Annotated in this window: 21 protein-coding genes, 1 tRNA gene and 2 pseudogenes; 13 read left to right on the top strand and 11 right to left on the bottom strand. The window is 66.9% G+C overall.

Features of this window, described 5'->3' with window-relative positions; genetic code table 11:
• Positions 1-78: 78 nt before the first annotated feature.
• Genes OR16_RS47905 through mutS form a run of 3 tightly spaced genes read right to left on the bottom strand, consistent with a single transcriptional unit; the run spans position 79 to position 3621 of the window.
• A complete protein-coding gene (locus tag OR16_RS47905; RefSeq protein ID WP_141639952.1) occupies positions 79-432 on the bottom strand; it encodes a hypothetical protein in 354 nt (117 codons plus the stop codon).
• Positions 423-926 carry a hypothetical protein gene (locus tag OR16_RS47910; RefSeq protein ID WP_050983177.1) on the bottom strand — a complete coding sequence of 168 codons (504 nt, stop codon included), beginning with the start codon at positions 924-926 and terminating at the stop codon, positions 423-425. The genes OR16_RS47905 and OR16_RS47910 overlap by 10 nt, the downstream gene beginning before the upstream one ends.
• A complete protein-coding gene (mutS, locus tag OR16_RS32950; RefSeq protein WP_081488943.1) occupies positions 907-3621 on the bottom strand; it encodes a DNA mismatch repair protein MutS in 2715 nt (904 codons plus the stop codon). The genes OR16_RS47910 and mutS overlap by 20 nt, the downstream gene beginning before the upstream one ends.
• A gap of 318 nt (positions 3622-3939) precedes the next feature.
• Here mutS and OR16_RS32955 point away from each other — a divergent pair, with 318 nt between their 5' ends.
• Positions 3940-4365 carry a universal stress protein gene (locus tag OR16_RS32955; protein ID WP_006163136.1) on the top strand — a complete coding sequence of 142 codons (426 nt, stop codon included), beginning with the start codon at positions 3940-3942 and terminating at the stop codon, positions 4363-4365.
• Between the two features lie 14 nt (positions 4366-4379).
• On the opposite strand, the gene OR16_RS32960 is transcribed toward OR16_RS32955, so the two are convergent.
• The gene (locus OR16_RS32960; protein WP_006163137.1) at positions 4380-6347 is read right to left on the bottom strand and encodes an APC family permease; all 1968 of its coding nucleotides are present in this window, start codon (positions 6345-6347) and stop codon (positions 4380-4382) included.
• A 168-nt stretch (positions 6348-6515) separates the two neighbouring features.
• A pseudogene (locus tag OR16_RS32965) lies at positions 6516-7990 on the bottom strand (PLP-dependent aminotransferase family protein).
• A 70-nt stretch (positions 7991-8060) separates the two neighbouring features.
• Between OR16_RS32965 and OR16_RS32970 the strand changes: the two are divergent.
• The gene (locus OR16_RS32970) at positions 8061-8690 is read left to right on the top strand and encodes a pyridoxamine 5'-phosphate oxidase family protein (protein ID WP_006163138.1); all 630 of its coding nucleotides are present in this window, start codon (positions 8061-8063) and stop codon (positions 8688-8690) included.
• Positions 8691-8772: 82 nt separating this feature from the next.
• On the opposite strand, the gene OR16_RS32975 is transcribed toward OR16_RS32970, so the two are convergent.
• Positions 8773-9594 carry an inositol monophosphatase family protein gene (locus tag OR16_RS32975; RefSeq protein ID WP_006163139.1) on the bottom strand — a complete coding sequence of 274 codons (822 nt, stop codon included), beginning with the start codon at positions 9592-9594 and terminating at the stop codon, positions 8773-8775.
• A 137-nt stretch (positions 9595-9731) separates the two neighbouring features.
• On the opposite strand from OR16_RS32975, the gene OR16_RS32980 reads away from it, so the two are divergent.
• The 3 genes from OR16_RS32980 to cysE all read left to right on the top strand — a co-directional run bounded on the left by OR16_RS32980 (position 9732) and on the right by cysE (position 12244).
• Positions 9732-10730, top strand: a complete 999-nt coding sequence (locus OR16_RS32980) for an RNA methyltransferase (RefSeq protein WP_006163140.1) — start codon at positions 9732-9734, stop codon at positions 10728-10730.
• 4 nt (positions 10731-10734) lie between these two features.
• Positions 10735-11289, top strand: a complete 555-nt coding sequence (locus OR16_RS32985) for a PrpF domain-containing protein (protein WP_006163141.1) — start codon at positions 10735-10737, stop codon at positions 11287-11289.
• A gap of 211 nt (positions 11290-11500) precedes the next feature.
• A complete protein-coding gene (gene cysE, locus OR16_RS32990) occupies positions 11501-12244 on the top strand; it encodes a serine O-acetyltransferase (protein ID WP_006163142.1) in 744 nt (247 codons plus the stop codon).
• Positions 12245-12286: 42 nt separating this feature from the next.
• Here the strand turns inward: cysE and OR16_RS32995 are convergent, their stop codons facing one another.
• From OR16_RS32995 to OR16_RS33010, 4 genes are all read right to left on the bottom strand, one after another.
• Positions 12287-13075 (bottom strand): UDP-2,3-diacylglucosamine diphosphatase, encoded by a 789-nt coding sequence (locus OR16_RS32995; RefSeq protein ID WP_006163143.1) that lies wholly within the window; start codon positions 13073-13075, stop codon positions 12287-12289.
• Between the two features lie 83 nt (positions 13076-13158).
• Positions 13159-13659, bottom strand: a complete 501-nt coding sequence (locus OR16_RS33000) for a peptidylprolyl isomerase (protein WP_006163144.1) — start codon at positions 13657-13659, stop codon at positions 13159-13161.
• 32 nt (positions 13660-13691) lie between these two features.
• On the bottom strand, positions 13692-14276 hold the full coding sequence (locus tag OR16_RS33005) for a peptidylprolyl isomerase (protein ID WP_006163145.1): 585 nt from the start codon (positions 14274-14276) through the stop codon (positions 13692-13694).
• A 70-nt stretch (positions 14277-14346) separates the two neighbouring features.
• Entirely contained in the window at positions 14347-15045 is a 699-nt protein-coding gene (locus OR16_RS33010) for a tetratricopeptide repeat protein (protein ID WP_006163146.1), read from the bottom strand.
• Between the two features lie 254 nt (positions 15046-15299).
• On the opposite strand from OR16_RS33010, the pseudogene OR16_RS33015 reads away from it, so the two are divergent.
• From OR16_RS33015 to OR16_RS33040, 6 genes and pseudogenes are all read left to right on the top strand, one after another.
• A pseudogene (locus OR16_RS33015) lies at positions 15300-16566 on the top strand (cysteine--tRNA ligase).
• Complete coding sequence (locus tag OR16_RS33020) at positions 16551-17489, top strand: DNA-3-methyladenine glycosylase family protein (protein WP_006163149.1); 939 nt, start codon at positions 16551-16553, stop codon at positions 17487-17489. Before OR16_RS33015 ends, OR16_RS33020 begins: the two are co-directional and overlap by 16 nt.
• A gap of 114 nt (positions 17490-17603) precedes the next feature.
• Positions 17604-18575, top strand: coding sequence for an acetyl-CoA carboxylase carboxyltransferase subunit alpha (locus tag OR16_RS33025; protein WP_006163150.1), 972 nt, complete (start codon positions 17604-17606; stop codon positions 18573-18575).
• The gene (gene tilS / locus OR16_RS33030) at positions 18541-20007 is read left to right on the top strand and encodes a tRNA lysidine(34) synthetase TilS (protein WP_081488946.1); all 1467 of its coding nucleotides are present in this window, start codon (positions 18541-18543) and stop codon (positions 20005-20007) included. The genes OR16_RS33025 and tilS overlap by 35 nt, the downstream gene beginning before the upstream one ends.
• A 142-nt stretch (positions 20008-20149) precedes the next feature.
• Entirely contained in the window at positions 20150-21400 is a 1251-nt protein-coding gene (locus OR16_RS33035; protein WP_006163152.1) for an aspartate kinase, read from the top strand.
• A gap of 150 nt (positions 21401-21550) precedes the next feature.
• Positions 21551-21644 (top strand) — tRNA-Ser (locus tag OR16_RS33040).
• Positions 21645-21836: 192 nt separating this feature from the next.
• Here OR16_RS33040 and OR16_RS43790 read toward each other — a convergent pair.
• Positions 21837-22028 (bottom strand): hypothetical protein, encoded by a 192-nt coding sequence (locus OR16_RS43790; protein WP_006163153.1) that lies wholly within the window; start codon positions 22026-22028, stop codon positions 21837-21839.
• Positions 22029-22097: 69 nt separating this feature from the next.
• Between OR16_RS43790 and OR16_RS48555 the strand changes: the two genes are divergently transcribed.
• Together OR16_RS48555 and OR16_RS33050 are read left to right on the top strand one after the other, a co-directional pair.
• A complete protein-coding gene (locus tag OR16_RS48555; protein ID WP_237717311.1) occupies positions 22098-22265 on the top strand; it encodes an IclR family transcriptional regulator domain-containing protein in 168 nt (55 codons plus the stop codon).
• Positions 22266-22614: 349 nt separating this feature from the next.
• Positions 22615-24219 (top strand): ABC transporter substrate-binding protein, encoded by a 1605-nt coding sequence (locus OR16_RS33050; protein WP_006163155.1) that lies wholly within the window; start codon positions 22615-22617, stop codon positions 24217-24219.
• The last annotated feature ends 7 nt before the right edge of the window (positions 24220-24226 follow it).

Here is a 24226-nt window from a genome sequence, read left to right on the forward strand (position 1 = left end):
GCCCTCGCGGAAGGTCCCACGAATAAAGCCGGCATCGCCGGCTTTTTCTTTGGGGCCGCGGCTTCGGACGGAGGCTGTTTATTCCGCCTCGGGGCCATCCTTGAGCGTGACTTCAAACAGCGACGGCGACCCCGGCGTGATCGCCAATTCGGTGTACTGGCCGGGCGCGCTGCTCGGCAACACCACGCGCAAGACGTTGCGCAGCGTCTTGCCGCCGGCATCTTTCATCGGCGTGTCGATGCCGAAGCCGCCCAGGCCGGTATGTACCAGCAGGACCTGGCCCCGGTAGTGCCCGGCCAGCTCGCGCAACTGGCGCTTGAACTCCAGGAAGCCATCGCGCGCGCGCCGGCGCAGGAAGCCATCGAACAGGGAGGGCTTGCCGCGTTGCTCCCAGCCGTTGCCGAATTGCGGGTCGGCATGCATCAACAGCACGATGCCGGGCAGGTTCTGCTGCTGCGCCAGTGATTGTTGTCGCCCGGCAGGTTCAAGCCCACCAGCAAGACGCCGCCGGCGTGCCAGCGCACGTTTTCCCGATAGCTGCGAAAGGTGGCCTGCTCGGACTGCCGCATCAGCGGCAGCGCTCGCTGCCCGAGCGTGGTATCGGCCGGATAGAACAGCTCACGCAGGCGGTTCAGCCGCTCCACGGCATCAAAGCGCCCGTTGGCAGCGCGCCCGCACTCCGCCCAGTCGGTTTCGCCGGGCAGGTAGACGAGCGGCAGCGGCGACTGGTCGAGCAGGCGCTGGCGGGCGGCAAGCAAGGTGTCGCCGCAGGATTCGGTATCGCCCTTGATGCCGCCCAGATGGACGACAAATTCCAGCCGCCGCGCGGCCAGGAAATCGAGCAGGCGGGCGGCATGGCCAGTCCGGCCAGGCGCTGCACGCGCCGGCGCACGATCCCGGTTGGCGTCATGCGGTGGCGACAGCATCCTTGGCGAGCGCGCGCAGCCGATAGAGCGCTTCGAGCGCGTCGCGCGGCGTCAGGCTGTCCGGGTCAAGCTCGGCCACCGCGTCGAGCAAGGCGGCCTGCTGCGCGGAGATCGCGTTGACCGGCTGACCATTGCTTTCGCCTTCGCCTTCGCCATGGCCGTCGCCTGGTTCCGCGTAGTCGTCGTCATCGTCCGGGGGCAAGGGTGGCGCGGCGAACAGGTCCAGTTGCGGCGTGGGCGTGGCGTCAGCCGACTGTTGCTCCAGCCAGGCCAGGTGCTTGCGCGCGGCGCGGATCACGGGCTGCGGCACGCCTGCCAGCTGCGCCACCTGCAGGCCGTAGCTCTGGCTGGCGGGCCCATCCTGCACGGCATGCAGGAAGACGATGCCATCGCCGTGCTCGACGGCGGACAGATGCACATTGGCCGCCTGCGTAAACTCCTGCGGCAGCTGCGTCAGCTCGAAGTAGTGGGTGGCGAACAGCGTATGGCTGCGGTTGTGTGCCAGCAGGTGGCGCGCGATCGCCCATGCCAGCGCGAGGCCGTCGAAGGTCGACGTGCCGCGGCCGATCTCGTCCATCAGCACCAGGCTGGCGGGCGTGGCGTTGTGCAGGATGCTGGCGGCCTCGGTCATTTCCACCATGAAGGTGGAACGTCCGCCCGCGAGGTCGTCGGCGGCGCCGATGCGGGTGAAGATGCGGTCGATCGGGCCGATCACCGCGCGCCGCGCCGGCACATAAGCGCCCACGCAGGCCAGCAGCACGATCAGTGCGGTCTGGCGCATGAAGGTCGATTTGCCGCCCATGTTCGGGCCGGTGATCAGCAGCAGCTTGCGCGCTTCGGTCAGCTGGCAATCGTTGGCGATGAACGGCACGGATTCCGCGGCGAGCTGGCCTTCCACGACCGGGTGGCGGCCCTGGGTGAGGTCGATCACGTTCTCTGCGACGCGCTCGGGCTGGGTCCAGTCCAGCGTCTGGGCGCGCTCGGCCAGCGCCGCGAGTACGTCCAGGCGCGCCAGCGCGCCGGCGACGCGCTGCAACTCGCCGATATGCGGCAGCAACTGCTGGAGCAACGCATCGTACAGCTGCTTCTCGCGCACCAGCGCGCGGTCCTGCGCGGACAGCGCCTTGTCTTCGAAGACCTTGAGCTCGGGTGTGATGTAGCGTTCGGCATTCTTCAGCGTCTGGCGGCGGCGGTAGTCGTCGGGGACCTTGTCGGCCTGGCCGTTGGTCACCTCGATATAGAAGCCATGCACGCGGTTGTACTCCACGCGCAGGTTGGCGATGCCGGTGCGGGTGCGCTCGCGGGCTTCCAGGTCAACCAGGAACTGGCCGCAGTTCTCCGAGATGTCACGCAGCTCGTCGAGCGTGGCATCGTAGCCACGGGCGATCACGCCGCCATCGCGGATCACGGTGGCCGGCTCCGGCGCCACCGCGCTGGACAACAGGGCATGGCATTCCCAGGGCACCGCCAGTTCCGTCACCGTCTGGTTGAGCAACGGCGCGCCGTCGTCAGCGCGCAGGCAGGCCTGCACATCGGGCAGGGCGGTCAGCGTGTCGCGCAGCGAGGACAGGTCGCGCGGGCGCGCATTCATCAGGGCCAGGCGCGCGGTAATGCGCTCCACGTCGGACAGCCGGCGCAGCGCCGCGCGCAGCGCATCGGTGCCCTGGCCGATCAGCGCGCCGATGGCCTGCTGGCGCGCCTGCGGGATGGTGCTGTCGCGTAGCGGATGGTGCAGCCAGTGGCGCAGCAGGCGGCTGCCCATGGCGGTGGCGCACGTGTCCAGCAGCGAGAACAGGGTCGGCGACTCGCCGCCGCGCAGGGTCTCGGTCAGTTCCAGGTTGCGCCGCGTCGCGGTGTCCAGGCCAACGAACTCGGATTCGCGCTCGACCGTCACGCCCTTCACATGGCGCAGCGACTGCCCCTGGGTGGAGGCCGCGTAGTTCAGCAGCGCGCCGGCGGCGCCGAGCGCCGCGCCCAGTCCGGCACAGCCAAACTGATCGAGGCTGGCCTCGCCGAGCTGCTCGCGCAGGCGGCGGGTGCCGGCTTCCTGGTCGAAATGCCATTCCGGCAGCCGGGTGCGCGCGCACTCCAGCGCAGGCAGCTCGATGCCATCGGCATACAGCAGCTCCAGGATCCGCTCCAGTTCGCGGGTGAACTGCGCCACCTCGCACTCCATCAGGCGCAGCTCACCGCTGGCCAGGTTCAGCCAGGCCAGTCCGGTCTTGCTCACGCCGCGGCGCGTGGTTTGCTGGTGTACCGCCATCAGGTAGGTATCGACCTTGTCCGGCAGCAGCGCTGCGTCGGTCAGGGTGCCCGGCGTGACGATGCGCACCACCTTGCGCTCCACCGGCCCCTTGCTGGTGGCCGGGTCGCCGATCTGCTCGCAGATCGCCACCGATTCGCCCAGCTTGACCAGCCGCGCGAGGTATTGGTCCACCGAATGGAAGGGGATGCCGGCCATGCGGATCGGCACGCCGTTGGAGCTGCCGCGCGACGTCAGCGTGATGTCGAGCAGGCGCGAAGCCTTCTCGGCATCGTCGTGGAAGAGCTCATAGAAGTCGCCCATCCGGTAGAACAGCAAGGTGTCCGGATGGTCAGCCTTCAGGCCGAGGTACTGCGCCATCATGGGCGTGTGCTTTTCCGCGTTACCGGCCTTGGGCTCGGTCTTGGCGGACTGTCGGGGTTCTACGGACATGCAATCCTCTCGGGCGGCTTCGGCGAAGCCGCCTGTTTTCGGGTACTCCGGCGGCCCGGAGGCCTGGCGCGGATAAAACCCGTATTTTACTGCGAGCCGGGCACCGAAGGGGGCGAGAAGGGGACAGAAGGGTGCAGGAAGGGGGGCAGGAACAGGCGTGCCGGCCCGTGCCGGCCGGGCGTTTACAAAAAAAATACGCGGCCATCCGTCTCTTTACAGAATCTTTGCGGGATTCGAACTTAGATGGAATCGTGATGACCGGCAGATACACGCCGGCGTCGAAACGAACGAGAATCGAGACAACGCAAGGGGTTCGACATGCTGAGAGTTCTGGTACCCGTCAACGGCTCCGCGCACGCGCTGGACGCGGTGCGTCATGCCGCCTTCATGTTCCGGGACCGCTGTGTGTCAGAGGTGGTTCTGCTCAATGTCCAGCCGCCGCTGGAATTTGGCCGCGCCTTGGCCTTTCACTCGCTGGCCGCCTTGCGCAAGCTCGAGGAGACCAGCGGCGAGGCCGCGCTACGCGATGCGCGCAGTATCCTGGACGACGCCGGGGCCAGGTATGTTGCACAGATCAAGGTGGGCGATGTGGCGCAGACCATCGCGCAGGCCGCGGCGGCGAACGACTGCGATGCCATCGTGATGGGCACTGCCGGGCGCACGGCGGTTGGCGCGCTGCTGGCGGGAAGGCTGACCAACAAGCTGATACGCATGTCGCGCATACCGGTGACGCTGGTCAAGTAAGCCGCGCCGCGCCATCACGCTACTCGCATTGGCAGCAGCACCATCTGCTTGCCCTGCAGGTGTAGCCGCTCCTGCAGCTCGCCGGGTGTCTGGTTATGCAGCCAGGCCGTGAGGAAATTGACGTGCTGGAAGATCAGCTTGCTGGCAAAGCAGACGCTGTTCGGGTATTCGGCCGTGACCGCATCGACCAGCGTCATGAACTCGAGCACCGGGTTCGTGCCGAATGCGGCGCGCGAGTCGGCCGCCAGGCCGTGGCGCTGGCAATTGGCGACGTAGTAACGCAGTGACTCACCAATCGTCTGCTGAAGGCGGTGCAGCGTTTCCTGGCCCTCGTAGCTCTGCGCGTCGACCTCTCCCACGGCCAGGAAGATCATGTTCTTGAAGTGTCCGGGAAATAAGCGCTCGACCCAGAGCAGCGCATGCATGCTGGCGCCGCGGTGTTTGCCCACCAGCACGATCGCGGTGGGCTGGCCGCGGTCGAGCGGCCGCACGCGGCTCGCATCGACCAGCGGCGGGCTGCCGGCGAAGAGGGCATCCGCCCGGGCCAGTTCGGCGCGGGTCGTCGTGTAGTGCCGCTTGATGAAGACGCACAGCGCAACCACCAGGCCCGTGACCAGCACGGTCAGCCACCCGCCAGCGGTGAACTTTTCCACCAGCGTGATCACCAGGACCGTGGCGGTGACCGACAAGCCAAGCAGGGACAGGGCGAGGCGAACGATCCAGCGAGGCTCGCCGCGATGGCGCCACCAGTAGATGCACAGGCCAAGCAAGGAGAGGCTGAAGGTCAGGAAGACGTTGATGCTGTACAGCACCACCAGCACCGCGACCTGGCCGCGCGTCCACAACAGGATCAGCAAGCTGGCCAGGCCCATGACGATGACGCCGTTCTGCCGCACCAGCCGGGCGGAGAGATCGCGGAAATGCCGCGGCACCCAGTAGTCCGCCGCCATGTTCGACAGTACCGCCGGGCCGTCCAGGAAGCCGGTCTGCGCGCCCACCAGCAGCAGCCCGGCCTCCGAGGCCAGCAGTGCCGCGAGCAGCGCATGGCGGGACCATGCCGAGCCGAAGCCAAGATGGTCGATGATGCGGTCGAAGACCACGGCGTTCAGCGTCTTGCCTTCCACCGGCGCCGCATTCCACAGCATATACAGCAGGATGATGCCGCCCGCCGTGAAGGCCAGCGAGGTCGCCATGTAGAACATCGTCCACTTGCCGTTCGGCACCCGCGGCTCGGCCAGCATGTTCACGTTGTTCGAGACCGCCTCCAGCCCGGTGTAGGTGCCACCACCGAGCGAGAACGCGCGCATCAGCAGCGCCGCCACCACGATCGGACCCATCGCCTGCGACATGCCGGAGGCCTCGCCAATGGCGTTGGGCACGACCGCGCCGAGATGGTCGCCGTGCGCGGCGACGCCATAGACGATCAGCCCGAGGTGCAATACCACGAAGGCCAGGAAGATGGGCATCAGCACCAGGATCGATTCCTTCATGCCGCGGAAATTGAGCCCGGTCATCATGATCACGATCAACAGCTCGGCAGCAAGCTTGAAGGCTTGGGCCTCTACCGGCAGCAAGCTGAAGAACGCGTCGACGCCGCTGGCCAGCGACGTCGCGACGGTGAGCACGTAATCGACCAGCAGCGCGGCTCCCGACACCAGTCCAGGACGCGGCCCCAGCAAGGCCGTGGCCACGCGGTAGCCGCCGCCGCCGGTGGGGAACAGCTCGATGACCTGGTTGTAGCCGACCGCGATGATGAATACCGTGCTGGCGGTGGCCAGGGCAAGGAAGAGCGCCAGCGGCGTATGGGTGCCGAGCGCCAGGAATGCCTCCTCGGGCCCGTAGCACGAGGAAGAAAGTCCGTCGGCGCCTAATCCGACCCAGGCCAGCACAGGGACCACGGCGATCGCGTGGCGGGTTTGCGGGGCGAGCGGATCGAGCGGCTTGCCGGCCAGGTGCCTCCACCACTTCGACAACGCCGTCATGTTCGCCACCCTGGACGCTATTGCGGCGCAGCGCACGAAAGCGCGGCGCCGGAAAAACGCAGCCCGCGGCGTCGCTGCCCGCGTGCCAGCGCTGGGAGTTCGGCACTCCCCATGGGAGTAATGTAGGCGGCAAGCAGGCCGATTCGCAAGAACGGGTTCGGCGCCGCGCTATGGCGCGGGCTCGTGCCGCAGCGCGTCGATCACCTGTGCCAGCCGTGCGATCAGCCCATCAATGGCGCCGGCCGGCACCCCGGCGTAGCCGAACACGAAGCCGTTGTACTGTGCCAGCGGCGTGCCGGGCAAGCGGTAGGTGCTCAGCGGCCGCACGATCAGTCCCTGCGCGCGCGCCGCGCGGGTGACCACGGTATCGGCGAGCGGCAGTTCCAGGCGCGCGGACAGGTGCATGCCACCCGCGCTGGACGATACCGTCACGCTGCCGCGCAGGTGGCGCGCCAGTGCCGCCTCCAGGGCATCGCGGCGCTGTCCATAGCGCTGGCGCATGCGGCGCAGGTGGCGGGCGAACTGGCCGCTGTCGATAAAATCCGCCAGCGCGATTTGCTCGGCCACGTGGCCGCGCCGGGTGATTTCGCCTAGCGTGCCGGCGATGGTCGCGGCCAGGTAGCGCGGCACCACCATGAAGCCCAGGCGCAGCGCCGGGAACATGGTCTTGCTGAACGTGCCCAGGTAGATCACCGGTGCATCCTCGCTCAGCCCCTGCACGGCCGAGAGCGGCACGCCGCCGCGGCGGAACTCGCTGTCGTAGTCGTCCTCGACGATCCAGGCCCCTGCGGCGCGGGCATCTTCGATGAGCTTGAGGCGCCGTTCCAGGCTGAGGATGGAGCCTAGTGGATATTGATGGGATGGCGTGATGTAGATCAGCCGGGGCGGGGCGTCGCGCCACTGCTCGGGGCGAGGCGCCAGCCCGTCGGCATCGACCGCCACGGGCTCGAGCACGAGGCCGGCGGACTGGAAGGCGGCCCGCGCGCCGCCGTAGCCTGGATTCTCGATCCAGGCCGTGTCGCCGGCATCGGCCAGGATGCGCGCGCACAGGTCCAGGCTGGTCTGGGTGCCGTCGGTGATGAAGACCTGGTCCATGTCGCAGCGCACCCCGCGCGAGACCTTCAGGTACTCGGCGATGGCGTGGCGCAGCGCGGGCTGCCCTTCGATCTTGCCGTAGCCAAGATGGCGGGGCCGAGCTTGCGCCAGGCGCGTTCGATGCAGCGCCGCCACGCGGCCAGCGGAAAACCATCCAGGTCGGGCACGCCGGGCACGAAAGGCAACAGGTCGTGCATGCCGTCGGCATCGCGCCGCAGCCCGCGCACGCGGCGCGACAACTCGGTGACGCGCTTCGCCGCCCCCGCGCTGTGGCCAGCCTGCGCCAGGCCCACGCGCGCCACCGTGGTGCCATGCCGCGTTGGCACTACGAAGCCTTCCGCCGCCAGGCTCTCGTAGGCGTAGATCACCGAGTTGCGCGCCATGCCGAGTTCCGCCGCGAGCGTGCGCGTGGCGATCAGCTGGCTGCCCTGGGCGATCCTGCCGTCGAGGATGGCGCCGCGCAGGCATTGGTACAAGAGCCGCTGCTGGGTGAGCTTGCGGCCATCGAGCTGGCGGGTGAAGGTCGAGACCAGCAGGCCGTAGTCCATATCGTGTTTTCCGTGGTTCCAAATACTGTGCATGCCATGGGTCTAGCAATGGTGCCACGGAAATCCTATCTTGGCGGCATCGCCGGAGGCAACGCGATTCCTGGCCTTCACCGACGAACACGGCACCCACTGCATTCCCACCGCGTGCTGGCGCGAGGGCGAGCACCTCTATATCCATGGCTCCAACGGTAGCCGCATGCTCAAGCTGGCCGCGACAGGCAGCCAGGTCTGCGTAACGGTGACTCACCTGGACGGTCTGGTGATGGCGCGATCCGCTTTTCATCACTCGATGAACTACCGCTCGGCGGTGATCTACGGCAGTTTTGAAGTGGTTGTTGGCGCAGCGAAGGCGGCGGCGATGGATGCCTTCCTGGAGCGCATTGCGGCGGGGCGCTCGGGCGAGGCAAGGCCAGGAGATGCCAATGAGCTGGCGGCGACCACGGTGTTGCGCATCGGCCTGGACGAAGCAGCCACCAAGATCCGCAGCGGCGGGCCCAAGGATGACGAGGCCGACATGGCGCTGCCGGTATGGGCGGGCGTGCTGCCGCTGAGTCTCCAGGGGCAACGGCCGGTGCCGGATGGCGCGCAGCGCAGCACGCCGGAGTACGTGCGGCGCTGGGGGCAGGGGGCCTGCACCAAGGCGGTGGCGGAGGTGGCCGGCGATACGGTGCCAGGCAGGGTCGCCGCGGTTGATGCCTGAGCGGGCAGTACGCCATGGCCATCCCTGAGCTTTCACGACGCAGCGCGGCCAGGCGGCCGCGCTGCGTCGTTGCCGGAGGTCCTTAGCGGGCCGGCTTGGCGTTGTCCACCGAGAACGGCGACAGCAGGCGCACCATCTGCGCGAATGCCTTGGGGTTGCCGGCCAGCACTTCGCCTTGTTCGAGCTGGCGCGCTTCGCCCGCGTAGTTGCCCACCAGGCCCCCGGCTTCGGTCACCAGCAGCATGCCGGCGGCCATGTCCCAGGGGTGCAGGCCTTGCTCGAAGAAACCATCGGTGCGGCCGCAGGCCACGTAGGCCAGATCGAGCGCCGCGGCACCCGGGCGGCGCAGGCCGGCGCAGCTTTGCGTCATCAGCGCGAACAGCTCCATGTACTGGTCCAGGCCTGCCATGTCGCGGTAGGGGAAGCCGGTGCCGATCAGGCAGTCGGCCAGCTTGTCGCGGCGCGACACACGGATGCGGCGGTTGTTCAGGAACGCGCCGGCGCCCTTGCTGGCTGTGAAGAGTTCGTCACGCGACGGGTCGTAGACGACGGCTTGTGCCGGCACGCCTTTGTGCAACTGGGCGATCGAGACCGCGTACTGGGGAAAGCCGTGGATGAAGTTGGTGGTGCCGTCGAGCGGGTCGATGACCCAGACGTATTCGCTGGTGGGTTCTTCACCCTCGGCCCAGGACTGGCCGGACTCTTCCGCTAGAATGGCGTGATCCGGGTAGGCCGTGCGAATGATTTCGACGATCGCGGCCTCGGCGGCGCGGTCGACTTCGGTGACGAAATCGTTGTGCTGCTTGCGCGATACCTGAACCCGGTCGACGTCCATCGACGCACGGTTGATGACGGAACCTGCCTTGCGGGCCGCCTTGACGGCAATATTTAGCATCGGATGCATGAATCTCTCCAGGCCGGCCAAGGGTGCGCGGCCTGGCGCAAAAGGCCGGCGCGCTGCCCTTTGGGGCGGCTGACAACACAACGGATTGTAGAAGAACGGGCGCGTCGCGATCGCATAAAACGGGCGGCGCACCGAAGATGAAGCCTGAATTGTATATGAACCCGCAGAACCAGACGAGCGCGGACGCCAGCAGCGCCGCCGCCACAACCGCGGCCGCAACCGCCGCCCCGGACCTGAATCCGCCATCTGGCGCGCCTTCCGGGGCAGTTTCCGGCGCCGCTGCCGAGGCGGGCGCCGATACGGCGCTGATGGCTCCCGCCGCGTTTGCCGCGGTGCGTTTCGTGCTGGTCGAGACCAGCCATCCCGGCAATGTCGGTGCCGTCGCGCGGGCTATGAAGACCATGGGCTTCGGCACTGTTCCTGGCAGCCTGGTGCTGGTTTCGCCACGTGAGCCGGCGGTGCGGGAACATCCGGATGCGATCGCCATGGCCAGCGGCGCGGACGATGTGCTGGCTGGCGCGGTGATCGTCGACAATATCGAGGCCGCGCTGGCCGGCACCGCCTACGCAGTGGCGCTCACCGCGCGCCAGCGCGAGTTCGGGCCGCCCCGCTTGCTGCCGCGTGACGCGGTGGCACAGGCTGGCGCCCGCATCGCCACTCGGCAAAGGGCCGAAACCACCAAGGCTGGCGGTGCCCATGTGGCCTTCGTGTTTGGTAATGAGCGCTTCGGCCTGCCCAACGAGGTGGTCGACCGCTGCTCGGCGGTCACCCACATTCCCGCCAATCCCGCCTACACCTCGCTCAATCTCGCCCAGGCCGTGCAACTGGTGGCCTACGAGATGCGCCTCGCGTTGCTGGAGGTGAGGGCGACGCCGCTCGCCGAGATCGGCTATGCTGGCGAACCGGCCACGGCAGAGCAGATCGAGGCCATGTTCGGTCACTTGCAGTCTGGGCTGGAAGCCATCGGCTTCCTCGATCCGGCCAGCCCGAAGAAGCTGATGCCGCGCCTGCGCCGGCTGCTTGCGCGCAGCGGGCTGGAGCGCGAGGAAGTCAATATCCTGCGGGGCATCGCCAAGCACATGCTGGTGGCCGCGCAAGGCCATGGCGCAGGGGCGCCAACCGAACAGGAGAAGTGAGCAGGTGGAGATTCCGGCCTACTACATGCGTGGCGGTACCAGCAAAGGGGTCTTCCTCCTGGCTGACGACTTGCCCACCGATCCGAGCGACCGCGATGCCGTGCTGCTGCGCGTGACCGGCTCGCCCGATCCGCATCGCCGGCAGGGCGATGGCATGGGTGGCGGCACCGCCAGCACCAGCAATGTCGTGCTGGTACGTCCCTCGCAGCGTCCCGGTTGCGATGTGGATTGCCTGTTCGGCGCGGTGGCCATCGGCGAGCCGCGCATCGACTGGACCGGCAACGGCGGCGACCTGCTGGCGGCGGCTGGGCCGTTCGCGATCTGGCGCGGTTTCGTGCCGGCGCGCGACAGCGTCACCACCGTGCGCATCTGGCTGCCGAACGTGGGCCAGGCCGTCGTTGCCCGCGTGCCCTGCCGCAATGGCCATCCGCTCGAGGATGGCGATGTTGCCGAGGACGGCTTGCCGTTCGCGGCGGCCGGGATCGTGCTCGACGACCTCGCGCCGGCCAGCGCGCGCCGCTTGATGACCGGCCTCGTGCACGTGCCAGAGCGATGTTGATGGCAGGCGCCGCCTGTCCCGCCTATCCGACATGTCCAACATGTTCCACGGGACGGCCGGCGTCATTGCACCAATGTCCATGGCGGCAGCAGGGTAGCAAATCTCTTACACTCCCTGATCCCGTTTTCACCGGCCAATGACCATGCCGGCGATCGCGCCAGCCCTGACCCAGGGCGCGCGGCGCACGGCGTGGCAACACGACACGACCAAGATGTTCACTCGCCTGAAGGAAGATATCGACGCCATCATGCGGCGCGACCCCGCCGCACGCAGCCGTCTGGAGGTGCTGACCTGCTATCCCGGCTTTCACGCCGTGGTATTCCATCGCTTCGCGCACGCCTGCTGGAATGCAGGATTCCATTGGCTGGGCCGCTGGATCTCGCACTGGGCGCGCTTTTTCACTGGTATCGAGATCCACCCCGGTGCCAAGGTGGGGCGGCGTGTGTTCATCGATCACGGCATGGGCGTGGTGGTGGGCGAGACCGCCGAGATCGGCGACGACTGCACCATCTACCAGGGTGTGACCTTGGGCGGGACTTCGCTCTACAAAGGGGTGAAGCGCCATCCCACGCTAGGTGCGAACGTGGTGGTGAGCGCTGGGGCCAAGGTGCTCGGCGGCTACACCATCGGCGACGGCGCGCGCATCGGCTCCAACGCCGTGGTGCTCAAGCCGGTGCCGCCGGGCGCCACCGCGGTCGGCATCCCGGCGCGCATCATCCTGCCGGACGCGCCAAGCGGGCAGCAGGGTGCCAAGCAGGAGTTCTCGGCCTACGGCATCACGCCGAACGCCGATGACCCGGTCTCGCTGGCACTCAAGAGCCTGATCGACAACGCCGCGCAGCAGCACGAGCGGCTGGAGACCGTGATGGCCGCGCTGGATCGGCTCGGCGAGCATCTCGAGAACACGCCGAACGACCGCTTCGATGCGAGCGAGCTGCGCAAGCTGATGAAGTAGGTTGATGCAGTAGGTTGATGCAGCGCAGAGGGGGATTCGGCGTCAGCCGACTTGAGGCAGCACGCTGAATCCGCTTGCGTCGAGTTGCAGCACGGCGGCGCGCGGCCGCTTGCCGTCGAGGTCCCAGTCGGTCAGCACCCAGCGCACGCCTTCCGGGCTTTCGTGCCGGGCGGGGCGGTGCGTATGGCCGTGCACCAGGGCCGGCGCATGGCTGGCACGCAATAGCGCGGCCACGGCTTGCGGCGTGGTGTCGCCGTAGTCGGGCGGCGCGTCGCGGCGGGCTTGCGTGCGGCCGGCCTCGCTGTCCGCGCGCAGGCGGCGTGCCACGCGCAGCCGCAGCGTCAAGGGCAGCGACAGGAACACGCGCTGGACCCAGCGTTTGCGGGTCCAGTGGCGAAACCGCATATAGCGTTCATCGTCGGTGCAAAGCATGTCGCCATGGCTGAGCACCACGCGCTGGCCGGCGCAGTCGATCACGGTGGGGTCGGGCAGCAAGATCGCGCCTGCGGCGCGCGCAAAGCGCTGCCCCAGCAGGAAGTCGCGGTTGCCGTGCATCAGGTAGACCTTGACGCCGCGCTGTGCAAGCTGGCGCAGCCTGGCGGCCACCTGCGCCGCGAAGGGGTTGTCGGTTTCTTCGTCGCCAACCCAGAATTCGAAAAAATCACCCAGGATGAACAGGGCGCGCGCCTCTTGCGCCGCGCGTTCGAGCACGTGCTCGAAGGACGCCAGCGTGCGCGGCATGCCGGGGGTGAGATGCAGGTCGGAAATGAACCACGCAGGCGCTGGCACCGCGAGGGCGCCGGCGCCCGGCGTGGATGGGGTCACAGTCATGCGGTTGGAAAGAGAAGCTGGCCTGACGTCACGGTGTGACCCCGCGGGGCCTGGTGGAGCCTGCCCCGATGATGGCCAGTGGCTTATTCGACCACCACGGCCTTTTCGATGACCACGTCTTCGAGCGGCACGTCCTGGTGGAAGCCAGCGCTGCCGGTACGCACGCCCTTGATCTTCTCGACCACATCGGAGCCGTCGGTCACCTTGCCGAACACGGCGTAGCCGAAGCCCTGAGGGGTCGGCGAGGTGAAGTTCAGGAAGTCATTGTCGACCGCGTTGATGAAGAACTGCGCGGTGGCCGAGTGCGGTGCGTTGGTACGCGCCATGGCAACCGTGTAGCGATCGTTCTTCAGGCCGTTGCCGGCTTCATTCTCGATCGGGGCATCGGTGCCCTTTTGCTTCATGCCGGGTTCGAAACCGCCGCCCTGGATCATGAAGTTCTTGATCACGCGGTGAAAAATGGTGTTGTCGTAGTGACCCTTGCGCACATACGACAGGAAGTTCTCAACCGACTTCGGTGCCTTTTCAGCGTCGAGTTCGATGGTGATGACACCCTGGTTGGTGTGGAGTTCTACCTTGGACATTTGCGTTCCTTTGTTCGGTGTTTGTTCGGCGGTTATTTGACGACAGTTGCCGACTCGATCACGATCGGCGTGGCCGGCACATTACGCATCGGGCCATACGAGGTGGTGGGCGCGTTCTTCATCTTGTCGACGGTATCCATGCCTTCCACCACCTTGCCGAACACGGCATAGCCGTTACCGTCCGGCGACGGATAGTCGAGACTGGAATTATCCACCACATTGATGAAGAACTGGGCGGTGGCGGAGTTCGGATCGCTGGTGCGCGCCATGGCCACCGTGCCGGCCTTGTTCTTCAGCCCATTCTGGGCTTCCAGCGGGATCGCCGCGCGCGTGGGCTTTTGCTTCATGTCGCGGTCGAAGCCGCCGCCTTGCACCATGAAGCCGTTGATCACGCGGTGGAAGATGGTGCCGCTATAGAAGCCGCTCTTCACGTACTCCATGAAGTTCGCGACGGTCTTGGGCGCAGCGTCCGGATAGACCTCGAGCGTGAACTTGCCGGCGCTGGTGACGAACTGCACCCGTTCGGTTTTCGTCTGCTGTGCCTGCGCGGCCAGCGGCGAGAGCGCCATGGCGGCGGCGGCGATGCCGGCAAGGACTAGGCGACGCGAAAAGATCATGCTTGACTCCGTGGATCGGGGAAACGATAGGGCCGGGCAGGGTAGCGGCCCAGCCCGCTGGGCAAGGTAACTAACGCTTGGGCGCGGCGGCCGGTTCGCTGGCGGCCGCGCCTGGCTTGCGGGTGCCGCCGGCCGGCGGCTGGGTGGCCCCGGCAGGTTGCAATTGCGTGAGGCCGGCAGCGGCGCCTGCTTGCTTGGGATCGCGGCGCAATGCGTCGCGGTAGGCATTCTCGGCCAGGCGGCGGTAGACGTCGCCAAGGTTGGCATAGCCCACGGCGAAATCGGGTTTGGCATCGAGCGCGATCAGCAATTCCGCCTCGGCGCGCTTCAGATCCCCGCGCTTGGCATACAGCAGCGCCAGGTTGTTGTGCGGTTCGGGCAACTCAGGGAAGTCCTGGGCCATGGATTGCAGCGCCGCGATGGCCTCGTCCTCGCGCCCGGCCTGGGCCAGGGCCCAGGCACGTTCGAAACGCGCCTGCGCGTTGCGCGGGTTGGTGGCCAGCACGCGGTCGAAGCGGTCGATTGCCTCGCCATATTGCTTCTTCGCCGCCGCCTTCTCGGCGTCCGCCATGCCGGGGTCGGCCGAGCGCACGCCGCCTGGCGTGGTGGCCGGCACCGCAAGCGATAGCGGACCGTTCTGCGCGCGCGCAGGCCCCGCTACGGCAAGGAGGCCTGCCAGGATCGCCGCCAGGGCGAATGAGGCGGCCGCAATGCGTTGGCGCGCGGGCTGGGATGACACGGTTGCTATGGTGGGCAGGAACAGGCTCATGTATGGGCGGTCCGTTATACTCCGCGGCATTCTAGCAAAGCGCGGCCATGCCGGCCCGGGTATCGGCGCGCCGGCCTGCGTTGGCCTGGCCCGAGCCGGCTTTTTCGTGGTGCGGTGCAAGGCGGGCGACGACCTGCCGCGCTCGGGCGCTTCCGGTAAGATATGGGTCGCGCCAGGCTTTGCGTTGGCGCAAGTTGCCGGTCTCGCGAATGGCGCGACAATGGCGCCAATCCCTCATCCATTCACCTCGTTTCATGCATCCTCTGAATATCTACAACACGCTCGCGCGTGAAAAGCAGCCTTTCGTGCCAATCGAACCCGGCCGTGTACGCATGTATGTCTGCGGCATGACGGTGTACGACTATTGCCACGTCGGCCATGCGCGCGTGATGGTGGTATTCGACATGGTGCAGCGCTGGCTGCGCACCGCCGGCTACGACGTGACCTATGTACAGAACATCACCGACATCGATGACAAGATCATTCGCCGCGCCGCGGAGAATGGCGAGACCATCGGCGCGCTGACCGACCGCTTCATCCGCTACATGCACGAGGACGCCGACGCACTTGGCATCCCGCAAGTTCCCCAACTACGGCCGCCTGTCGGGCAAGTCGCTGGAGGACCTGCGCGCCGGCGAGCGCGTGGCCACCAACGAAGCCAAGCACGACCCGCTCGACTTCGTCCTGTGGAAGTCCGCCAAGGAAAGCGAGCCCGCCGAAAGCAAGTGGGATTCCAAGTGGGGCTCGGGCCGCCCGGGCTGGCATATCGAGTGCTCGGCGATGAGCTGCGCCTTGCTGGGCGAGCATTTCGACATCCACGGCGGCGGCGCCGACCTGCAGTTCCCGCACCACGAGAACGAGATCGCGCAGTCCGAGGGCGCGAGCGGCAAGACGTTCGTCAACCTGTGGATGCACAACGGCTTCGTACGCATCAACGACGAGAAGATGTCGAAGTCGCTCGGCAATTTCTTCACCATCCGCGACGTGCTAAAGGAATATGACGCCGAGGTGGTGCGCTTCTTTATCCTGCGCGCGCACTACCGCAGCCCGCTGCACTACAGCAACGTCCACCTGGAAGACGCCCGTCATTCGCTGACGCGCCTGTACACGGCGCTCAAGGACGTGCAGCCCGATGGCCAGCCGCTGGACTGGGAAGAGGCGCATGCGCGGCGCTTTATTGACGCGATGGGCGATGACTTCAATACGCCGATCGCCATGGCCGTGCTGTTCGACCTGGCAGGCGAAGTCAATCGCACCGGCTCCAGCGCGATGGCGCGCCAGCTCAAGGGCCTGGCCGCCACGCTGGGCCTGCTGGAGCGCGACGCCCATGTGTTCCTGCAGGGCGGCAAGCCGGCCGATGGCCTCGATCCGGGGCAGATCGAAGGGCTGATCGCGGCGCGCAAGCAAGCCAAGGCCGAACGCAATTTTGCCGAAGCCGACCGCATCCGTGCCGAGTTGCTGGCCGGTGGCGTAGTGCTCGAAGACAAGCCCGGTGGTGCTACCGAGTGGAGGCGCGCTTGAACGCTGCCGTGCGCAAGACGGCGACGCTCGCGGCGCCGTCCAAGACTGCTGCGACCACCAAGGCCAAGCCAGCGGCCAAGCCCCTGGCGCCCGTGAAGCCGCCAGCGAAGCAGCTCAAGGCAAGCTCGGCGGCGAAAGTCGCCAAGCCTGTGAAAGCGGCTGCCAAGGCTGCCGGCAAGTCACCTGGTCCGGTGCGCAAGGCGGACGGCAAGCCCGCCCTCAAGACTGGCGCGCGCGCGGCCAGGGCGCCCGTGCTGCCGGAAGCCGAGGCGTTGCCCCTGCCGGTGGAAACGGTGGTGGACGCCGTGCGTCCGGCCTACTGGGACGAGGCCTGCGCCGACCTGATGAAGCGCGACCGCATCCTGCGCAAGATGATCCCCACCTACGGCCCCGCGCACCTGATCTCTCGTGGCGACCCGTTCATCACGCTGGCCCGGTCCGTGGTCGGCCAGCAGATCTCGGTCAAGGCCGCGCAAACGGTCTGGGAGCGGCTGGTAGCGGTCTGTCCCAGGCTTACGCCGGCGCAGATGCTCAAGGCGGGCCATGACAACCTGGCCGCCTGCGGCCTGTCGCGCCGCAAGGCCGAATACATCGTCGACCTTGCCGAGCATTTCAAGGCGGGGCGCGTGCATGTCAATAGCTGGACCGAGATGGATGACGAAGCCGTCATCGCCGAGCTGACGCAGATCCGCGGCATTGGCCGCTGGACCGCCGAAATGTTCCTGATGTTCAACCTGATGCGGCCCAATGTGCTGCCGCTCGATGACGTCGGCCTGATCAACGCCATCTCGGCAAATTATTTCAGTGGCGAGCCCGTCACGCGCAGCGAAGCGCGCGAGGTGGCGGCCAACTGGGAGCCCTGGCGCACCGTCGCCACCTGGTACATGTGGCGCAGTCTTGATCCCTTGCCTGTGACGTATTAGGCTGGAAGGCAGCAAAATTTGCATGGAAGTGCGCAAGACTGCATCCGCAGACTTGCGGTTTAGTGGGCGAATTCCGGTAGAATGCGCTCCTTCACAGACAGGTACGCGAGTCTCATGAAAACCACCTTCCTAGATTTTGAGCAGCCGATTGCCGAACTCGAGGCAAAGATCGAAGAACTGCGATTTGTGCAGGACGATTCGGCTGTCGATATCTCCGAAGAGATTTCGCGGCTGGCCGGCAAGAGCCAGCAGCTGACCAAGGACATCTACGCCAACCTGACCCCGTGGCAGGTGGCGCAGATCGCCCGGCACCCGCAGCGTCCTTACACGCTGGACTATGTGCGGGAGATCTTCACCGATTTCCACGAACTGCACGGCGACCGCGCCTTTGCCGATGATCTGTCGATCGTGGGCGGCCTGGCTCGCTTCAACGGGCAGGCGTGCATGGTGATGGGCCACCAGAAGGGCCGCGACACCAAGGAGCGCGCGCTGCGCAACTTCGGCATGTCCAAGCCCGAGGGCTATCGCAAGGCCAAGCGCCTGATGGAACTCGCCGACAAGTTCGGCCTGCCGATCTTCACGTTCGTCGACACCCCGGGCGCATTCCCCGGCATCGACGCCGAAGAGCGCGGCCAGTCCGAAGCCATCGGCCACAATCTTTACGTCATGGCCGGCCTCAAGGTGCCCCTGATCGCCACCATCATCGGTGAGGGCGGCTCGGGCGGCGCACTGGCGATTGCCGTGGGCGACGTGGTGCAGATGCTGCAATTCGCCACCTACGCCGTGATCTCGCCTGAAGGCTGCGCGTCGATCCTGTGGAAGACCGCCGAGAAGGCGCCGGAAGCTGCCGAAGCCCTCGGCCTGACCGCGCACCGCCTCAAGGCGCTCAGCCTGATCGACAAGATCGTCAGCGAGCCGCTGGGCGGCGCGCACCGCGACGTCAAGGGCATGGCTGCCATGCTCAAGCGTTCGCTGGCGGATTCGCTGCGCCAGTTCCAGGGCATGAGCGTGAAGGAGTTGCAGGCGCGCCGTCATGAGCGTCTGCTGGCCTATGGCAAGTTCAAGGAAACCGGCGCACCGGGCTGACCCGTCCGCCGGCTTGACCGACAAGGTCGCACAGGCGCTACAGGCCGGTGCGGCCTTTGTTGTTTCTGGCGACGGCGCACGGGCGAGCACGGTGGCGGTGGCACTCTCCGGCGGACGCGATTCGGTCGCGCTGCTGCACGCGCTGCGCGCGGCGGTGGTAGCGTCGTCGTTGCCGTTGCGCGTGGTGGCGCTGCATGTGCATCATGGCCTGCAGGCCGAGGCGGACCAGTGGGACGTGTTCTGCGCGACGCTGTGCGCCGACTGGCAACTGCCGTTTTACAGCCGGCGTGTCTCGGTCAGCCAGGGGCAGGGCGAAGGGCTGGAGGCGGCGGCGCGGCGCGCGCGATATGCTGCGCTCGAAGCCATGTGCGACGAGGCCGGGGCGGCGTTGCTGCTGTTTGCCCATCACCTGGACGACCAGGTCGAGACGGTGCTGCTGCGCCTGTTCCGCGGCGCCGGGCTGGCCGGGCTTGGCGGCATGCCGCGCCTGCGCAGGCTCGGGGCAAGGCAGCAGATCGTCTTGCTGCGTCCGTGGCTTGAGGTCGGTCGCGATGATATCGATGCGTATTGCGCAGTGAATGCGCTCCCCTGGATCGACGATCCTTCCAATGACGATTCCCGTTTTGCCCGCAACGCGCTGAGGCACCACATGCCCGCGCTGGCCGCGGCGTTTCCCGCGTTGCGTGCCAACGTGGCGCAAGCCGCCGCACACCTGGCGCAGGCCGGCGAATTGCTCGATGCGCTGGCTACGCGATGGATGGCGGGGCTGGTGCGCACGCCGCGCGATGCCAGCACGCTGGCTGAACTCGATCTTGCCGGGCTGCGCGCGCTGCCGCCGGCCGAGGCCGACGCCGTGCTGCGGCTGTGGCTGCGCGAGCTTGGCACGCAGGCCCCGTCCACCGCGCGGCTGTCCGCCATGCGCGCGCAACTGATCGAGCATGAGGGCGGCGAGCCTGCCATCCAGCACGAGACCCTGACGCTGCATCGCTTCAGGGGGCGTGTGCTGGCCCGCCGCGCGGGGCCTGCCATTGAGGCAGAAGACCTGGCGCTGCACTGGCAGGGCGAGGCACGCCTGGCCGTGCCTGCGTGGCATGGCGAGCTGCGCTTTACGCGCGACGATACCTTTGGCCTGCCGGAGGCAGCCCTGCGCCAGCGCCTGCGCCTCGCCGCGCGCCAAGGCGGCGAGCGTATCGTGCTGCGCCCGGGCGGGCCCGCGCGCGCGCTCAAGCAGGCCTACCAGGAGGCCGGTGTGCCGATGGCGCGGCGCGCGCGGCTGCCGCTGCTGTGGTCGGGCGATCAGCTCGTGTTCGCGGCTGGCCTGGGCATGCACCGGCGCTGGCCCGATGCGCCGGCCGCGCCGCGCTGGCGTGTCGAATGGCTCGAGTGGGTCGAGCCGGTTGCGTCGCCCGGGCAGGGCGCAGCCATCGAATAAGGCTCGGCAGGCCGCTTTCCGCTAGCGATAATCCTCGCGCGCCACTTGCCGCGGCCGTCGTTCGAGCCGCCCACGCCTTGCCTTGGGGCGCCCCTTCGTGTATTTTCAGAGGTTTTGCACAATCGCTGGTGTCGACAAACAGATGGCTCTCATCGTTCACAAATACGGTGGCACTTCGATGGGTTCTCCGGAACGCATCAAGAATGTCGCCAAGCGCGTTGCCAAATGGCATCGTGCAGGTCACCGCGTAGTCGTGGTGCCTTCGGCCATGTCAGGCGAGACCAATCGCCTGCTTGGCCTTGCCAAGGAAATTTCGGCGCAGCCGAGCCCGCGTGAGCTGGATATGCTGGCCGCCACCGGCGAGCAAGCCAGTTCCGCGCTGCTTGCCATCGCGCTGCAAGGCGAGGGCGTCGACGCGGTCAGCTACACCGGGTGGCAAGTGCCGGTGAAGACCGACTCGTCCCATACCAAAGCCCGCATCGAGTCCATCGATGACGAGCGCATCCTGGCCGATCTCGACGCCGGGCGCGTGGTGGTGGTCACCGGCTTCCAGGGCATCGACGACAACGGCAACATCACCACGCTGGGCCGTGGTGGTTCCGACACCTCGGCCGTGGCCATCGCCGCGGCCATCGAGGCTGAGGAATGCCTGATCTACACCGACGTGGACGGGGTCTACACCACCGATCCGCGCGTGGTCGAAGACGCTCGCCGCCTGGACCAGATCACCTTCGAGGAAATGCTGGAAATGGCCAGCCTGGGCTCCAAGGTGCTGCAGATCCGTTCGGTGGAATTCGCCGGCAAGTACCGCGTGAAGACCCGCGTGCTTTCGTCGCTCACCGACCCCCTGATGCCCCTCGAGCAAGAAATGCACTCGGGCACGCTGATCACTTTTGAGGAAAATTCTGAAATGGAAGCAGCCGTCATCTCCGGCATCGCCTTTGCCCGTGACGAGGCGAAGATCACCGTCCTGGGCGTGCCCGACAAGCCCGGCATCGCATACCAGATCCTGGGCCCGGTGGCCGACGCCAATATCGACGTCGACATGATCATCCAGAACCAGTCCGTCGACGGCAAGACCGACTTCACCTTCACCGTGCCGCGTGGCGAATACCAGCGCGCGCTCGCTATCCTCAACGATGGCGTGAAGGCCCATATCGGTGCCGCCAGCGTATCGGGCGATCCGAAGGTGTCGAAGGTCTCGGTAGTCGGCGTGGGCATGCGCTCGCACGTGGGCATCGCCAGCAAGATGTTCCGCACGCTGTCCGAAGAAGGCATCAACATTCAGATGATCTCCACGTCGGAAATCAAGATCTCGGTGCTGATCGACGAGAAGTACATGGAGCTCGCCGTGCGCGCGCTGCATAAGGTGTTCGAGCTGGATCAGGCGTGATCCATGAGGGGCGGGCCGCATGCGGCCTGCACTTCTAACGGGCAGTGAAAGTTTTTTCAATTAGTCATCGAATCACCGTTGACCAATTGAAATCCGACCGATAGAATACGCGCTTCGTTGTGTGGCCTCCCTCACACAACGGCAGGTTTGGGAGACGTGGCCGAGAGGTCGAAGGCACTCCCCTGCTAAGGGAGCATCCGGGCCAAAACCTGGATCGAGGGTTCGAATCCCTCCGTCTCCGCCACTACACATCGTATTGGCGGCGGAACCCCGGAAGATTGCGGTCTTCCGGGGTTTTGTTTTTTGTGGCCCTGAAAATGCGGGCATCACGCGCCTCGCTCGCTGCGCCTCGTCGTTTTCAACACCAGCTTCTTGTCGATCGCAGGCAATCCGATCAGTACTTCCAGCGCCATCCGGATTGATCGAGCCGGCACTGTCATTCCATCAGCATTCTCTCTGCGCCTCGCGTGCACATGCGCATCTGCATGGCGATGGCAACGCTCGCGCAAGCGCCGCGCATCTCCGGTAACACCATCTCCATCGGTACTACGCGCACACCCGTATCGGGTGTGGTGGAGAGCGGAGTGTGGCGCATCGGCAAAGCGATCGCCTGTGCGGTGGCAGTCATCGGGCAGGCAACTGCAGAGGGCTGCGTCGAGGACCCGCTCACACACGTGAGCGGGTGCCATGCGAAGCCGTGTCCGTCGCCGCGCCGTTGCGCGATCACAGTGGCGCCGCGGTGGCCTCGCTCAGCATTGCGAGCCCTGCCAGCCGCACCAAGCCGGATATCATCGAGCGCCACATTGCGCTGGTGGTCGAGCGCGCGGCCATGCTCTCGCGCACGCTGGGCCACGCACGCGGCTGAGGCCCCCCGCCGGCGCTCGCTTCCTTTCGGCGCGGCTCCACCGCGCCATCCCAGAGAGGCCGATGCCGATGCGCCGCCGCGCGCTGGCCTAGCGTAGCGCGCCCTTGCTTTCCTTCGCAGCCCTTTATCGTGCCGGCATGGCCACGGCGCCGCCGTGCGTCATGTCCGCGTGCATTTACCGTGTTTGTCGCCCCGCCCGCTGATGGCGGCATCGCGTTCCGCGCGCCTGTCCTCAATGTCTGAGGGGGTAAACCCGGTCTTCCCCTTGCAGACTTGTTGTTTTATTCTTCGATCCATCGTATCGGTGAGTGAAACAATGTTCTGCGCATCAAGCCAAAAACAACTAGCCATGAGCATCCGGCGCCGGCTGCCGGCAGCCTGCCTCGCCCTCGGCATGGCCTTGTGGGCCAGCGCCTTCGCAGCCCGGGCGGCGGACCTGCGCATTGGCTACAAGACAGAACTCAGCGCGGCGGATCCGCACGTGCTGGATGCGGCGGGCCGCAACCTGTGGGGGCACGTCTACGAGACGCTGGTGGGCATGGACAACGATCTGCGGCCGGTCCCCTTGCTTGCGGTGCGCTGGCGGCATGTGGACGCCACGACCTGGGAGTTCCGCCTGCGTCCCGGCGTGCGCTTCAGCAATGGCGAGCCGTTCTCGGCGGACGACGTCAAGTATTCGATCGAGCGGGCCATGGGCCTGCCCGGCGCGCGCACCTTCCGCACTTACCTGAAGTCGATCGCCAGCGTCGCGGTGACGGGGCCGCTGACGGTGCGCGTCGTCACCAAGGCACCCAACCCGGTGCTCCCGGAAAACCTGAGCCTGGTTGCGATGCTGCCGAAATCGCTGGGCGGCAAGGTCAAGGAAACGGACTTCGCTGATGGCCGCGCCGCCATCGGTACCGGGCCTTATCGCCTCGTGGCGTGGGAGCATGGCCAGCAACTCACGCTGGCGCGCAATGCCGGCTACTGGGGCGGCCAGCAGCCCTGGGAGCGGCTGGTGTTCCAGTTCATCTCCAAGGAGCCGGCACGCGCCTCGGCGCTGCTGTCCGGGCAGGTGGATGTCATCGATGCGTCTTCGGCCAGCATCGCCGCCGCGTTCGAGCGCACCAACGGACGCATCCATACCGTCGCGGCCACGTCGTACATGGCCAACTACCTGCAGCTCGACCAGGCGCGCACGGTGTCTCCTTATGTGGTCGGCAACGACGGCCAGCCGCTGGCGGAGAATCCGCTGCGCCTGCCCAAGGTGCGCCAGGCTATCAACATCGCGATCGACCGGGACCTGATCGCGGCGCGGGTGACCAAGGGCGACTCGGTCCCGGCCGGCCAACTCGTGCCGCGGGGCTTCTTTGGCTACGCACCCGGGGTGGCCTCGCCGCGCGGCGACGCAGCCGGCGCGCGCCGGCTACTGGCGCAGGCGGGCTACCCGGATGGGTTTCGCCTGACGCTGCATTGCCCGAACGATCGTTACCTGAATGACGCCAAGACTTGCGAGGCGCTGGGACAGATGCTGACGCGTGCTGGCATCCGCACCGAGGTGCGCACCTTGCCGTACTCGGTCTACATCACGCGCGCCACCTCGGGTGCGGCCGGTGGCAAGCCGGAGTTCAGCGTGTTCATGCTCGGCATTGGCGCGGTGACGGGCGACTCGCTGGAACCGCTGGTTGCCACCGCGCACTCGCAGGACAAGAAGGCCGGCCTGGGCGCCAACAATCGCAGCGGCTACGCCAATCCGGGCGTGGATGCGCTGATCGACGCCGCCATGCGCACCATGGACCCGGCCGCGCGCGAACAAGCGCAGCGGGAGGCTGCGGGCAAGCTGGCCGACGATGCGGGCCTGATCCCGCTGCACCATCTGCGCGCAACCTGGGCCTATCGCCATGGCCTGACGGTGCGACCACGCAGCGACGGCTTTACCTACGCCACCAATATCAGCCCGAGCGACAGCCGCTGACGCTGCC

Origin of the sequence: Cupriavidus basilensis OR16, assembly GCF_000243095.1 — a bacterium.
GTDB classification, from domain to species: Bacteria; Pseudomonadota; Gammaproteobacteria; order Burkholderiales; family Burkholderiaceae; genus Cupriavidus; species Cupriavidus basilensis_D.

Coding starts and splice junctions, on each gene's coding strand:
- OR16_RS33000 (WP_006163144.1), bottom strand. CDS start 13,659: ATGTCCAAGGTAGAACTCCACACCAACCAGGGTGTCATCACCATCGAA.
- OR16_RS47910 (WP_050983177.1), bottom strand. CDS start 926: ATGCTGTCGCCACCGCATGACGCCAACCGGGATCGTGCGCCGGCGCGT.
- OR16_RS32980 (WP_006163140.1), top strand. CDS start 9,732: ATGAAGCCTGAATTGTATATGAACCCGCAGAACCAGACGAGCGCGGAC.
- OR16_RS33005 (WP_006163145.1), bottom strand. CDS start 14,276: ATGATCTTTTCGCGTCGCCTAGTCCTTGCCGGCATCGCCGCCGCCGCC.
- mutS (WP_081488943.1), bottom strand. CDS start 3,621: ATGTCCGTAGAACCCCGACAGTCCGCCAAGACCGAGCCCAAGGCCGGT.
- OR16_RS43790 (WP_006163153.1), bottom strand. CDS start 22,028: ATGACTGCCACCGCACAGGCGATCGCTTTGCCGATGCGCCACACTCCG.
- OR16_RS33025 (WP_006163150.1), top strand. CDS start 17,604: ATGAAAACCACCTTCCTAGATTTTGAGCAGCCGATTGCCGAACTCGAG.
- OR16_RS32960 (WP_006163137.1), bottom strand. CDS start 6,347: ATGACGGCGTTGTCGAAGTGGTGGAGGCACCTGGCCGGCAAGCCGCTC.
- OR16_RS32955 (WP_006163136.1), top strand. CDS start 3,940: ATGCTGAGAGTTCTGGTACCCGTCAACGGCTCCGCGCACGCGCTGGAC.
- OR16_RS33050 (WP_006163155.1), top strand. CDS start 22,615: ATGAGCATCCGGCGCCGGCTGCCGGCAGCCTGCCTCGCCCTCGGCATG.
- OR16_RS33035 (WP_006163152.1), top strand. CDS start 20,150: ATGGCTCTCATCGTTCACAAATACGGTGGCACTTCGATGGGTTCTCCG.
- OR16_RS33010 (WP_006163146.1), bottom strand. CDS start 15,045: ATGAGCCTGTTCCTGCCCACCATAGCAACCGTGTCATCCCAGCCCGCG.
- tilS (WP_081488946.1), top strand. CDS start 18,541: ATGGCAAGTTCAAGGAAACCGGCGCACCGGGCTGACCCGTCCGCCGGC.
- cysE (WP_006163142.1), top strand. CDS start 11,501: ATGTTCACTCGCCTGAAGGAAGATATCGACGCCATCATGCGGCGCGAC.
- OR16_RS32975 (WP_006163139.1), bottom strand. CDS start 9,594: ATGCATCCGATGCTAAATATTGCCGTCAAGGCGGCCCGCAAGGCAGGT.
- OR16_RS32995 (WP_006163143.1), bottom strand. CDS start 13,075: ATGACTGTGACCCCATCCACGCCGGGCGCCGGCGCCCTCGCGGTGCCA.